The sequence below is a fragment of the Flavobacterium sp. SP2 genome (assembly GCF_057626655.1).
The window spans coordinates 1-13,338 of record NZ_JBVHBT010000001.1; the positions used below are offsets into that span (position 1 = coordinate 1).

General features: G+C 29.0%; 18 protein-coding genes. All 18 read left to right on the forward strand.

Going from position 1 to position 13,338, the window contains the following annotated elements; all coding sequences use genetic code 11:
• Positions 1-266 precede the first annotated feature (266 nt).
• Positions 267-995 (forward strand): phosphodiester glycosidase family protein, encoded by a 729-nt coding sequence (locus ACZ098_RS00005; RefSeq protein WP_487309674.1) that lies wholly within the window; start codon positions 267-269, stop codon positions 993-995.
• A gap of 201 nt (positions 996-1,196) precedes the next feature.
• Entirely contained in the window at positions 1,197-1,652 is a 456-nt protein-coding gene (locus ACZ098_RS00010) for a hypothetical protein (RefSeq protein ID WP_487309675.1), read from the forward strand.
• Between the two features lie 213 nt (positions 1,653-1,865).
• A complete protein-coding gene (locus tag ACZ098_RS00015; RefSeq protein ID WP_487309676.1) occupies positions 1,866-2,381 on the forward strand; it encodes a hypothetical protein in 516 nt (171 codons plus the stop codon).
• Positions 2,382-2,579: 198 nt separating this feature from the next.
• Positions 2,580-2,756, forward strand: a complete 177-nt coding sequence (locus ACZ098_RS00020; protein ID WP_487309677.1) for a hypothetical protein — start codon at positions 2,580-2,582, stop codon at positions 2,754-2,756.
• 425 nt (positions 2,757-3,181) lie between these two features.
• Positions 3,182-3,976, forward strand: coding sequence for a DUF6896 domain-containing protein (locus ACZ098_RS00025; RefSeq protein WP_487309678.1), 795 nt, complete (start codon positions 3,182-3,184; stop codon positions 3,974-3,976).
• A 167-nt stretch (positions 3,977-4,143) separates the two neighbouring features.
• A complete protein-coding gene (locus ACZ098_RS00030) occupies positions 4,144-4,716 on the forward strand; it encodes a hypothetical protein (RefSeq protein WP_487309679.1) in 573 nt (190 codons plus the stop codon).
• A gap of 170 nt (positions 4,717-4,886) precedes the next feature.
• Entirely contained in the window at positions 4,887-5,558 is a 672-nt protein-coding gene (locus tag ACZ098_RS00035; protein WP_487309680.1) for a hypothetical protein, read from the forward strand.
• Between the two features lie 163 nt (positions 5,559-5,721).
• On the forward strand, positions 5,722-7,020 hold the full coding sequence (locus tag ACZ098_RS00040; protein WP_487309681.1) for an erythromycin esterase family protein: 1,299 nt from the start codon (positions 5,722-5,724) through the stop codon (positions 7,018-7,020).
• A 197-nt stretch (positions 7,021-7,217) separates the two neighbouring features.
• Positions 7,218-7,721 carry a hypothetical protein gene (locus tag ACZ098_RS00045; protein ID WP_487309682.1) on the forward strand — a complete coding sequence of 168 codons (504 nt, stop codon included), beginning with the start codon at positions 7,218-7,220 and terminating at the stop codon, positions 7,719-7,721.
• Between the two features lie 174 nt (positions 7,722-7,895).
• Positions 7,896-8,210, forward strand: coding sequence for a hypothetical protein (locus ACZ098_RS00050; RefSeq protein WP_487309683.1), 315 nt, complete (start codon positions 7,896-7,898; stop codon positions 8,208-8,210).
• Between the two features lie 176 nt (positions 8,211-8,386).
• Entirely contained in the window at positions 8,387-8,932 is a 546-nt protein-coding gene (locus ACZ098_RS00055; protein ID WP_487309684.1) for a hypothetical protein, read from the forward strand.
• A 173-nt stretch (positions 8,933-9,105) separates the two neighbouring features.
• The gene (locus ACZ098_RS00060) at positions 9,106-9,519 is read left to right on the forward strand and encodes a DUF1493 family protein (protein ID WP_487309685.1); all 414 of its coding nucleotides are present in this window, start codon (positions 9,106-9,108) and stop codon (positions 9,517-9,519) included.
• Positions 9,520-9,698: 179 nt separating this feature from the next.
• Complete coding sequence (locus tag ACZ098_RS00065; RefSeq protein WP_487309686.1) at positions 9,699-10,001, forward strand: hypothetical protein; 303 nt, start codon at positions 9,699-9,701, stop codon at positions 9,999-10,001.
• A 74-nt stretch (positions 10,002-10,075) separates the two neighbouring features.
• Positions 10,076-10,384 (forward strand): hypothetical protein, encoded by a 309-nt coding sequence (locus ACZ098_RS00070; protein WP_487309687.1) that lies wholly within the window; start codon positions 10,076-10,078, stop codon positions 10,382-10,384.
• Positions 10,385-10,546: 162 nt separating this feature from the next.
• Positions 10,547-10,963: a hypothetical protein gene (locus tag ACZ098_RS00075; protein ID WP_487309688.1), complete on the forward strand. Its 417-nt coding sequence runs from the start codon at positions 10,547-10,549 to the stop codon at positions 10,961-10,963.
• 233 nt (positions 10,964-11,196) lie between these two features.
• Entirely contained in the window at positions 11,197-11,583 is a 387-nt protein-coding gene (locus ACZ098_RS00080; RefSeq protein WP_487309689.1) for a VOC family protein, read from the forward strand.
• A 166-nt stretch (positions 11,584-11,749) separates the two neighbouring features.
• A complete protein-coding gene (locus ACZ098_RS00085; RefSeq protein ID WP_487309690.1) occupies positions 11,750-12,331 on the forward strand; it encodes a hypothetical protein in 582 nt (193 codons plus the stop codon).
• A gap of 204 nt (positions 12,332-12,535) precedes the next feature.
• Positions 12,536-13,024: a hypothetical protein gene (locus ACZ098_RS00090; protein WP_487309691.1), complete on the forward strand. Its 489-nt coding sequence runs from the start codon at positions 12,536-12,538 to the stop codon at positions 13,022-13,024.
• Positions 13,025-13,338 lie beyond the last annotated feature (314 nt).

Consider the following 13,338-nt stretch of genomic DNA (forward strand, 5'->3'; position numbering starts at 1 on the left):
GACAAAGTCCTTATCAATTGATAAGTCTATTAACTTTGCGGGCTTGATGGTTCACTTTGTCAGTTTTGGTTGTTAGCATAAAATTACGAATAATTCAATGCACAAATCTAAAGGCTGGGCTTGCGCTTGCTATTTTGTTCTTCGTGGAAAATAATCTGGTAGCTACAATTCTATCTTTCAAAGAAATTCAGTAGATTTGTTTTGGTTAGTGTTCGCAGCAGCAACAGAGCGAAAGCTTGGAAACTTTAACAGCAACAATTTCAATAATGACTAAAAAAACAACTCTTCTATTTTTAGCAATAATTACAACTCTTTCAGTCGGTTTTTTTGCTCAATCTAGGAAAGTAGAAATTGAAGACGAAAGATTCATCAGTTATATTGTAAATCCTAAAAAGCAGAATATTGAATTTTATTGGCAAAATGAAAATGGAAAAAGCTTTAAAAATGCTGAAAATCTAAAGTTGTGGTTAAAAACAAAAAAAAAGAAACTTGTGTTTTCAACAAATGGTGGAATGTACAAAAAAGACAATTCGCCACAAGGTTTATACATTGAAAACAAAATAAAGAAAGTTGCAATTGACACAACTTATGGAACTGGTAACTTCTATTTAAAACCAAATGGTGTTTTTTATATTTCAACTGATAGAAATCCAATTATATGCAAAACCAATGAATTTACAGACAATGGAAAAATAAAATTCGCAACACAATCTGGTCCAATGCTTGTTGTCAATGGAGAAATTCATTCTGCTTTCAAGGAAAATTCAACTAATTTAAATATTAGAAACGGTGTTGGAATTTTGCCTAACAACAAAATTATATTTGCGATGTCAAAAAGAGAAATAAACTTTTATGAGTTTGCAGAATATTTTAAAAAATTAGGTTGCAAAAATGCATTATATCTTGACGGTTTTGTCTCAAGAACATATTTACCTGAAAAAAATTGGTCACAAACTGATGGTGATTTTGGAGTAATCATTGGAGTTACAAAATAAATTAATAATTGCAGCTGTTAACATTGGTTTTCATCAATGGCGAGGCTTGCGCTCATCAGGAAAGTACGCTGATGCATTAAAATTTTGTTTATATTTGTTAGCGTCTGTGTTCAAAAAAGGCACTAAATGCAAGCCAAGAGACGCTGACTATTTTAGCAAAATTGCCGGATATATAGATAATCAAATTAAAAAATGAAAAAAATGAAAATTATAACTATACTTATTTTTACAATTACAATTACATCTTGCGGACAAAATAAAAAAAATGAAATCGAAAAAAATGAGATAACAAATACTACTGAATATAGTATTTATGAAAACAAGAGCATAAAAGAAGTTACTGAAAATTTACAAATTGGAATGATTAATTACCTTCAATATGCTGATAATGAATATACAAAAAAAGATGTAGAGAAGTGCATCAAAATAATCAAAACTTTTGAAGTAAATAGTGCTAAATCTAAATCTAAAATTGAAGGTCTAAAATTAATTGATAGTACCGTCATGCAATTAAATGAATTAAATAAAAAATGTGGAGGAAGATTAATTGAAACTGACCAAAGAGAAGCTATTTGCCATATAATCAATAGTATTGGATTTAAAAAAGGTTATAATTCTAAGAGTGAAGACACTACAGCAAAGTTAAGAGAATGGTAAAATCAAAAAAGAAACTAAAATTAAAAACAGCCACCAACAGCATTTTGAAGAAATGACAAAGCACTAGTTTTATAAGAAATCTGAAAGCTTTTTAATTTTAAAGTTTTCGTTATATTTGTGAAGGCTTGGTCTTGGTTCATCGCCACTTTATGAAGCTACAAAACGGTAGCAGCAACCAATAAAATATACTAGAAACTTGCAACCTACAATGTGATGACGGATGAGGAATTAAATCATTGGATAAAATTTAAATCATTAATTATTAGTGAACTTAACTTTTCACATAATAAACAAAATTTTATTGGTTTAACAATTAATCCCACTTTTGATGCCTATGAAACATTAAGTGTATCAAAAAAAAATAATACATTCGAATGGAAATATGCTTCATGGGATTCAATTACAGATTATCGAAAGTACAGTGAATTTAAGGATGAACGTATAAAACTAAAATTTGGAAAATTTATTCCTAGAATTTTAAATTTTAAGGGAGAAATTGACGCAAATTTCTATTTTGAAACAGAAAAAATCCTAGAAAACTTAAATCTAAAATCGTTTGTAAAGTTCGATTCAATAGGATTAGACGGAACACAATACCAAATTTCGATAGGTGATTATTACAGCCAGTCAACGTTCTCATGGTGGGAAAACCTGCCTGATGAATGGTACGAACTTGAATTTATATTTAAAAGACTTTTGGAGAATATTCAAATTGCAAGAAATCGATAATTAACTTAATTGACAGCTGGTAACAACCGTTTTGCGCAATTACTGAGCTTGCAGATGCTATTTTAGTATTCGTGGAAAATAACCAACTGATTACTACGCTATCTTTATAGGAAATTTTGTAGTTTTGTTTTGGTCAATGATTGCAGCAGCAACAGACGGCAAGCCTTAGAACGCAAGCAGCAAGTTAAAACCAACTGTATGAAAAGAGTACTTCTACTATTTATATTCTCTTTTGCAGCTTATGCTCAAAAAGGACAAGATGTGGAGCAGAATTTTACGAAAATTTTGAATGCTAAAAATTCAAAAGAAATTGTAAAATCGTCTGGATTTAAATACATCCAAAATCAATATGGAAAAAAGCTTTGTTATATTTAGCTAAATTTTTTGATCTTCCAACAAAAACAAATTTATTTTCAGATTGTCAGAATAGATACCTCACAAAAGGAGAAGTTGCTATTATAGTTGCCGATAGAATTGAAATGATGCCGTATTTCAATTTAACTGGTATTCAAAATTGTAATTTATCTCACTGTGAAAACAATTCAAATATAATTGAGTATTATTTTTCGCAAATAAGTTCATATTCCGAATTTCAAAGAAAATACTATCAATACTTACAATCAAAAAAATAAATAACCTACTGCCAACTGCCGTTTCAAGAAATGACAAGACACAAGATTTATAAGAAATCGAAAATATTTTTAATTCAAAGTTTTGTGTATATTTGTGAAGGCTTGGTCTTGGTTCATCGCCACTTCTTGAAGGCGAAACGTTAACTAAAATTTTAAGAACCAACATAATTGGAAAGAACTACAGAAATAATAAAAATAAACTCGGTTGGACAAATCCCAACAATTGAAACAATATTAGACATTTCTAGAGAACGGACTATGAAGCTTGTTTTTGATAAAAGCGTTCAAAATAAAAGAGAAGCAATTGGTCAGGATTTAAAAAACAAACTACTTAACTTTCAAATTGGAATACATACAATTGAACCAGAGATTAATATTGTAAAACTGATAACTGACAAAGAAATTGAAGATAATCAAGATTTTTTTGAACAATGTGCAAAAGATTATAGACAATTGGGAGAAGAATTATTGTTAAAGTTAGTTGATAAACTTGAACTGAAATTAAATAAAGACTTTCCAATGGAAACTTTTAACTTACTTAAACGAGACAAAAGACAAATTGGGAAACTTGAAGACTGGAGATATTTTGTTCACGGCTTTCATTGTGGTTTTGAAAACAACAGGACAGGACAAATTATAGAAGTTTCTCTTGTATTTGGAAAAGAATTTGGCGACTTAGATCCATATTTTTTTTCCAAGTTCATTAATTCAACACCAAAATATAGACCTTTACCTATTGAAATTTTTGAAGATTATGCAGACGGAAAAAGAATTAATGATAAAATGATTTCACTTGGTAAATTTGAAGAAATCAGTTCAAATATTGGCAATCATTATGGAATTGTTGTTAAAGACAGACAAAAAATAGAAATCAAATCATATTTGGAGCTGGAAAAAATCTACCAAGAACAAAACAAACCAAACCAAATAAAAAAACAAAATTCAACTTTTGGAAATTTATAGGACTAAAAAAATAAAAAACGTTTCGCAACAGCCGTTTCAAGAAATTACGAGACTTGGCATTTATAAGAATTGGTACTTTTTGAAACTAAATTTTGTCTATATTTAAAATAAAAAATGTTGAAAATCCGCAACTTAGTGAAGCGGCAACATGTTAGCAACAAGTTTATATGAACGAAATCGATAAAAATATTGTTAAAAGAATAATTGACGAAAATATCGGTCACGATTATACAATTGGTACAATCACCAATACTTCAAAATATATATTTATTAATTATAAACATAAAATTTATCAACTTGACGATGAAAGAGGACAATTAATTGGAACTGGTCCAATTGCGTTTAATAGAGAAACTTCTGAATATAAAATTCTTGGTTCAGGTGATTATATTACTAGTGATTATATTGATTATTTGCCAAAAGAAACGGAACGCAATCAAATAAATGAAAAAATTAATCAATTTGATAATATTGTAGTTAGAATAAAAAAAAGAAACTACATTAATACTGATGAATACTACTATCTTCTAGAAATTCTTGAAAAAGAATACAATGACTTTCAAGCTTACATAAAAATGGATAGAAACTTAGACTTATCTAGTCATTTTCTATTTGAATACGAAAACTCGCAGCATAAAAATAGAATAATTGAAATTTGGAAAATAATTCAATTTCCATATGCAATTCGAAATGGAAAAGAAATCATTTTGTATCGATCAGATAAAACCAGCTGTCAATAGCGCTTTCAAGAAATGACAAGACACAAGATTTATAAGAAATCGAAAATATTTTTAATTCAAAGTTTTGTTTATATTTGTTAAGGCTTGGTCTTGGTTCATCGCCACTTCTTGAAATCGCCGAACGTTGGCAGAGATTTTGAACGACAGAAACTAAAAGAAAACTTAAAATTATGAAAGAATATAAATTTGAATATTCTAATCAAAAATATGCGTCTAAATTATTTTTAATATGTATTGGGTTTTTCTTATTATCATTATTTGGAATTATTAGAATATCAAAAATTATTCAATTGCCTAAAATTTTATTTTTTCCATTAATTCTAATTTTATGTTTTGGTATTCCTTTTTTATTTTTTAGGTTAAATCGAAAGAAAATTCGAAAAATAGGTTCCGCAGAATTAGAAAATGAAAAAGTAAAAATTATACTTGAAAATGAAAAAAAGGAAATAGAATTTAATCAAATTGAAAATTATTTAGTTCAAGTTTATAATGGCACATTATTACAAATTAAACTCTTAAATGGTGAGAAATTCAAAATGTACTCAAATTCAAATTTTTGTAATACAATTGAATTTGACGAATTTAGTATTGATTTAGAAACTAAAATTCAGAATTTTAAAGAATTAAACAAAATAAATATTATTAGGAAAAGAACTTTTTTTGAAAGAGTTTGGATTTATCCATTTCTTATTATAATGACAATATCAGTAGTTATTATTGTTATTTACGGAATATATAAAGGAAGAGAAATTCCAACGCTAAAATTGATTGCGGCAATAGCTCCTCTACTGTCACTTTGGGCAGGATATTATGGAACCAAAAACAGAAGCAAAAAGAAATAAAAAAACCTACTGCCAACAGCCGTTTCACGAAATTGCGAGACTTGATATTTATCAGAATTGGTAATTTTTGAAACTAAATTTTGTCTATATTTGAAATTGTCAGTGATCAAGTACGCAACTTCTTGTAACTGCAAAACTGACTAAAACATTTAAAAAACTGCAAATGAAGATATTTTTATTAGGAATTTCATTTTTCCTGTCTTTTCCTATTAATGCACAAAAGGATGAAACCATAAAATGGATTAATGAAAATTCAATCAAAATTGAAGATGCTAATCCCAATACAAAACTTTCAATATTCAATGACAATATTCCAAAGAGATTTGAAAATGCAAAAATATTTGGATTTGGAGAAGCTACTCATCATGGAAAAGAGTTTTTCGATATAAAGGCTAAATTCTTCAAATATTTAGTCGAAACTCAAAATATCAAAGTTTTTATAATTGAAGATTCTTATCCTTCAGAAGCTGGAATAAATGAATGGATCAGTGGTGGTAAAGGTAATGCAGAAACTATTGCCAATTATTTCGGTATGGTTCCTTGGTATTGCAAAGAAATTGTAGACCTCTTAGAATGGATGAGAAATTACAACCTCAATAAAACAAAAGACGAGCAAATTCACTTTTATGGAATGGACATTCAGAACGTAAAAGGCATCAATCAAGAGATACGAAATGTAGTTAAAAAATATAACATTCCTATAAGTGAAGAACTTCTATCAGTAGTAGATTCGTGTGTGGATAGAAAAGTTGAATATAAGAAATCAAACGATTGGGCTACTATTCAAATTCCAAAGCTAAATGAAATTGAAAATGTTTTAGTAGATTTTCAAAAAAGTGTTAAAAATGAAGTTAATATTGAGTTCAATACTACAATTAGAGCCCTAAATTATTTAAAAAAATACACTTACTATGTACAAAATTATAATTTTCAAGACCGAGATTTGAAAATGTTTGAAAACGTTAAATGGATAATTGAAAATAAAGCAAAAAATGGAAAAGCATTTATTTGGGCGCATAACGAACATATAAATAATAAGGGCTTTGGAAATTACAGTAATCGAAACATGTATAATTTAGGCAGACATCTGAAAGAATATTATAAAGATGATTATTTTAGTGTAGGATTTGATTTTGGCAAAGGTACTCTTGGTGGCTATATTTTCAACAAAAATGAACCAGCTACGTTAAAAACTTATCAGATAAATGAACCATTTCCTAATACGTACGCAGAAACACTTAATGAAGCAAAAGAAGATATTTTCTTTATTGATATTTCAAAAGCATCAAATAATGATACCACCAATTTCTTCAAAAAGAAAAATAAACAACTAGTATTAGGTGCACCAGGTTATAATCCAGAACAAATTAAATTGTACACACAAAAATTTTCAGAAATGTACGACGGGTTAATCTTTGTAAAAAGTATTTCAGTTCCGAATTATAAATTGAGTGCAAAATAAACGTTGTAAAACAACAGTTTGCAACAATTGGGCTTGCGCTTTTTATTCTACGCTTCATGGAAAGTAAGCTGGTTACTACTACGCTATCTTTCTTAGAAATTTTGTAGATTTGTTTTGGTCAATCATTGAAACAGCAATTGGTGCAAACTGTATACGTTAGCAGTAATTAGAACAAACCTCCAATAAAAATAGAAAAAATGAAAATTCACAAAATGTTATGTATCTCATTGTTATTCATTTCCATTGCAGCGGTTTCTCAAGAAGGAAACAAATCTGACGCAGGCGGTTGGCCAGAAAGAAGTGAACTAGTAGGCATTTGGAAAATGGTAAGTTTTCCCAAACTAGAAAAAATGAATAAAGAAAATCCTTGGCCTCAACCCTATCAATGGTTTGCATTTTATGATGACGGCAGGGAATTTTCAATGATGACAGATAAAGATGCAAACTATACAAAACAAGAATTGCAACAGATTTTTGAAGCACTACCAAACAGCACTCCAACTTTTAAATATAATGGTAAATTCATGATTATTGTAAATCCTGAAATTAAGGATTACAGAGAAATTTGGGGTGTAAATTTATTTGCAAAAGATATTGGCAGCACTATAAAAAAAGGCGATTTAATGATGAGTTTAGATGATGGTAGTGGAAAAGGAAATAGCAGCATAATATATTATCGTTTGTTACGAAAAGTAGAATAACTACCGCTAACAGCCGTTTCTCTTAATTGCGAATTTTGTGGTAAATCACGTTCACGTTGCGCAAGAATTTTTATCTTTAACGGAAAATAAAAAGTTCCGAACTTCGCAACTGACGAGAAGCGGCGGAACGTTAGGAGAAATAGCACAAACCTCAAACTAATCAGACATTTTGTAATGGAAAAGAAAAACATTTTAGCTTTATTTCTTTATACATTTGGCATTTTATACATGCTAGATTGGATAATTTTTGTTGAGAAAAATAATGACCTATATGATGATTTCCCTACAATGAAAGCAAAATATATTTCGAGATTTCCAGATGCTTTAAAGCCTTTAATTGAAACTAATCCTCAACCAGCAGCTATTATATTTACAATATTATTTAGCCTTTGTGGAATAGTACTTATTCGAAATAAGAGTATAATTTTAAAATTTTTAGGAGTAATTTCATTCCTTTTAGCGTTTTGGAATTTATTTTCAATCATGTAATGAAAAAAGCTACTACTGCTAACAACGGTTTAAAGAAATTGGGGGTTTCGGGCTTAATTTAAAGTTTGTTTTGTACTTTTGAACTTCGGTCTTAATTGAAAGTTCTGGAATTACTAAATCCCCAACTTCATGAAGCCGCAGAACGTTACAAGCAATTTTGCCGAAAAAAAAATCGTATGAAAATTAGAATTTTACTACTTATATCATTCACATTTTTATTAGTTTCTTGTAAAAAGGAAATTATTAAGCCGAAATTTGAATATAATAAAAAGGCTAATGAACTTATTGAATATATTATTTCTCAAGAAAATTTAGATTGTTTATTAGATATCCCTAAAAAAAGTATGATTGAAATTGATACACTTGAAAGTCCAACGTTTCAATATGTCAATTATTACACTAAAAAACTTTCACTAAAAAACAAAAAGGAACTTGATAGCTTGAATAAACTTTCAGAAAATTTTGTATTAGATGAAAATATCTTGTTAAAAAGAAACATTAAAATAATAAATCGTGATTCACTAAGAATTTTAAATAAAGATTTGAATTTTCAAACAAAAATTTGTAAAGATTTAAAATATATATTGAAACCAATATTCAATAAAGAATATACAATTGCAATAATTGATTACGGTTATACAGGTATGTGTTTGAGTAATTTAAAAACTATATATGTTTACAAAAACAAAAAATGGAATAGAGTAAAAGATGAATATCAATAAAAACTGCTGGTGACAGCGGTTTCAAGAAATGACAAAGCACAAGTTTTATAAGAGATTTGAAAGGTTTTTAATTTAAAGTTTTCGTTATATTTGTGAAGGCTTGGTCTTGGTTCATCGCCAATACTTGAAGCCGCGACACGTTAGCAGCTATATTATACAACATAACATCCTGCATGAAAAGCATAACCGAAATTTTAGAATTCGTTAAAGAAGAAATTGGCACCAAAAAAGTAGCCGAAGATAGCGACATCGAAAATGATCTTGGTTGTTATGGAGATGATTTTCACGAATTGATTGAGAAATATTCGAAGCATTTTAATGTCGATATGACAACCTATTTGTGGTATTTTCATACTGGAGAAGAAGGTGTCGGAAGTATTGGTGGATTGTTATTTAAACCGCCTAATAGTCACGTCCAAAGAATAGCAGTTACACCAAATATGTTGCTTGAATTTGCACAAAAAGGAAAATGGAACATAGAATATCCTGAACACAAAATTCCCGGAAAGAGATACGATTTATTAATTAATCAAATAATCGTTGTGTTGGCAATAATTGGTGGAATTTGTTATTGGTTATTAAAATAAAATACAGCTGCTAACAGCCGTTTCTCTTAATTGCGAATTTTGTGGTAAATCACGTTCACGTTTCGCAAGAATTTTTATCTTTAACAGAAAATAATTCGCTCCGAACTTCGCAACCTTGCCAAGCGTCGGAAAGTTTGTGACTATTTTGCCCTAGCAGAAACGAAAACAAAACAGAAAATATGCTACCGACAGATTCTGAATATATAATGCTTTATATTTGTTACATTTTGTTACTTTTATATCTAGTTAGAGGATTGATTATTCATAGAAAAACATTTTTTAAAGTAAATCTTATATTTTACATAATTTATTTCTCTTTAATGGTATACCTATTTTCGGATGAAGAAAATTTCAAATACGGAAATTCTTTAGCAATTTTGTTTTACGGTGGATTATTTTTATTTGCACACTTAATACTAATTGGAATTACAAAAACTGCCGAAATAGTAATGCTCAAAAGAAAAAAACATAAAAACAATTAATGTTTAACTTAAAATTGCAATTAAAATTAAATACTAAATTATTGAAATTGAATGATTACTAATTCAAAAAAGAAATGCATAAAGTTTTTGAAATAATAACTGAAATTATAGGTTGGATTCAAATTGTATTGTCGCCTACTCTGCTTGGAATTGGTTTTGGTTTTGGAATTTATTATTATTTCCCAAACCAAAATGGAATGATATTCGGAATTATTATTTCGGTTATTGGTTTTATTATTGGACTAATTTGGGCGACCAAAAAATTTAAAACAACTGGAACAATTCATTTTTTATCAAGAATTAGTGCAACTCCAGAATTAGACAACATAGAAAAAAATGAAGATGGTAAAACAGAAAGTGGAAAAAATAAAAATAAACATTAACAGCCGTTTCAAGAAATGGCGAGAGATATGAAAAATTCACATTTTTCTTTCGCATGACATTTTATCTTTGATAGAAAATAATCAGTTCCGAAGTTCGCAACCTCGATAAGCACCTACCCGTAAGACGCAAGCAATCAGAAACCGGAAAACTACAAACAAATAATGAAGCACATCAAAGCATTTTATAGGCTAACCTTATCGTACTTTAAAAAACAATGGGATTTTGAAGATTATCCATTAGAAATTTGGAGAAACGAAAATGCAGAACAAGAAGATATTAAATATGTTGCAAGTTTAACAAATTGGTGTCTGTTTATGGAGCATGGAGCAACTTCAGAAATTGCAAAACAAAAACTCAAAGATAAATTCCGTAACTATAGAAATGAAAATAGCAAACTTCCAAGACCAGGAAGTACTGTCCCAATTCAATTTGCATGTACAATTGAAATTGAAAAATATGAACATATAGCAGTTGACTTTTTTAATAGAATTATTGAAATGGATTATTATAGCTGTTTTATTTCTGATGAAAGTAGTCTCTATGAATTTGGATTTGAAAAAAAAGATCCAATTGAATAAATTAAGGAAGAATATAATATTGAACCAGACGAAAGTTTAGTTTTATATCTACTATTCAAGCAAATACATTTTGCAATCGCCTAACTCTCGTTTGGTTTAATAACTTGTTTTGTCTTTCTTGGAAAATACTCCAAATTTCAGTATTTCTTATTACATTTTTCTTTAACTTGCGATTACTACGCCAAGCGACGAAACAGTAGTGACAAGCCTAAAAAAACCAATTTCATGATATTATGAATTTAGAAGTACAACACATAGAAGTTCACGTTTCATCAATAGAAAACGCAAAAGATTTTTACGTTACCAAACTTGGTCTTGAAATTATTGAAGAAACTCCTGCTATTAATTTGTTTTCAGTTAAAGCTGGAAATGTAAGAATTTCTATTTTCGCTGGTTATGAAGTTAATTCTAATCGTAATGAAAAAATGACCAGCACTCACATTATCTTCAGAACTAATAGTATATATAAAACTGTCGAAGAGTTAAGAAATAGAGGAATTGTCTTTACTAGTGAAATTTTTGAAGCTTCTGGTTTCCTTAAAGGTATTGCTACAACTGATCCTGATGGGAACATAATAGAAATTGCAGAATACTTGCGAGATCCTTTAAAAAAACAATAAAACTAACTAAAAATCCAAACGCTAACATCAGTTTTCGTCAATGGCGAGGTCAGAGCCAATCAGGAAAGTACGCTGGTGTAATTAAATTTTGGTTATATTTGATTGGTCCGTGCTAAAAGTTGCCACTTTATGCAGCCATGAGACGTTATTGATAATGTTATTAACTATGAAACTGAAAATAATTTCAATAGTAATATTTTTAATATCTACACACATAAAAGTAGATTATACTCCTTACTCAATTATTGAACTGGTTGAAAAGGCCGAAGTAATTGGTAGATGCAAAATAATAACAGTTAGCAAAGATACTTTCACAGTTGAATTTGAAGACATAATAAAAGGCAAACCAAATAAACAATTAGAGATCGTCAAATTTAAGAATTGGACTTGTGCATCTCGCTGGATAGATTATAAAGTTGGCCAAACAGAATTGATTTTTTTAGAAAAGAACGAAAAAGGATGGCAAGCATTAGGCTCAGGAAATGAGGGTGAGGTATTTATACAAGATAATTCCATTTTTTATAGACACTATATTCCGGTCAGAAAGAAAAACGAAATGTTTGAACTTCAAGGAAAAAAATATTTTGGATTAACTTTTAACTACGCAGAAGTAAAAGATGCAATCACTTATTACTTGACAAATTCGAGTAATCTCAAGAAAATGAAAGAAGAAGAAATTAAAAATTTCAAATCTGACAATTTATTTCTTCAAGGCATAATTAATTGTGCGACTCACTCTTTTAATTAAATAAACACTATCGATATCAACGGTTTACTTCAATGGCAAAGGCTTGGGCTATTTCAGCAAGCGCTTGGTGAGAGAATTCATTCCTTCGGAATGGCGTCAAGTGTTTTAAATTTTTCGGTATATTTGTCAAGGTCAGTGTCAAATCATTGCCAATGAAAGCCAGCCGCCGAAGGTTGTAGTGCATAACTGAAAAAATGAACGTAAATGAATATATTTCCAATTAAACATTATGAAATAGAATTATTAAATGACAGTTCGAAAGCATTATCGAAATTGGAAAACAATACGATGATTACGGATTCTCTTTCTTCAGAATGGACTAAAAAAGCGTTTATTGGACAAGTAAATGCAAACGGATTTAAAATAATCACATCAGAACCTGGACGTGGAGCATTTTGTGTTTTACATGGAAAATTAGAATCACAAAAAGGATTAATTGAAATTACAATTAATAAAGCGTTCCGTATAATGTTATCAATCATATTTTTATTTCCAATCGTTGGATTTATTATATCATTTTTTATCAAGGAGATTGAAGTTTCAATTGCACTAATTCTTCCGACATTAATGTCTATTGTGGTTTTTAGATTTATAATAACTGAAATCGCATTTAGAATTATTTCTAAAAACGGTTTGAAAAAACTAACTGAAATAATCGGAATTACAAACCTAAGGGAAGTGCAAAATACGTAGCCATTTGCGAAATGAAAAGCAATAAAACCAAAAACAAATTGAAATTAAATTTAAATAGTAAAAGTTTGTTCATATTGTTACGCCCTACAACACACGCTACAAGCAATATGGGCATGTGGCTTAATGGAAAAATTGGTTTGTATTTGGAGGATTTGGTAAATCCGAAAGATAACGCTTATTTAACACCAAACTGCTTGTATCGCAAGAACGTTAGCAGTACCCCTATTTGAGCACCTTGAAAACAAAGAAAAACATAACGAAATATTTAATTGTATTAATAACTGTAATATTATCAGTTTTTGTATTTCTATATT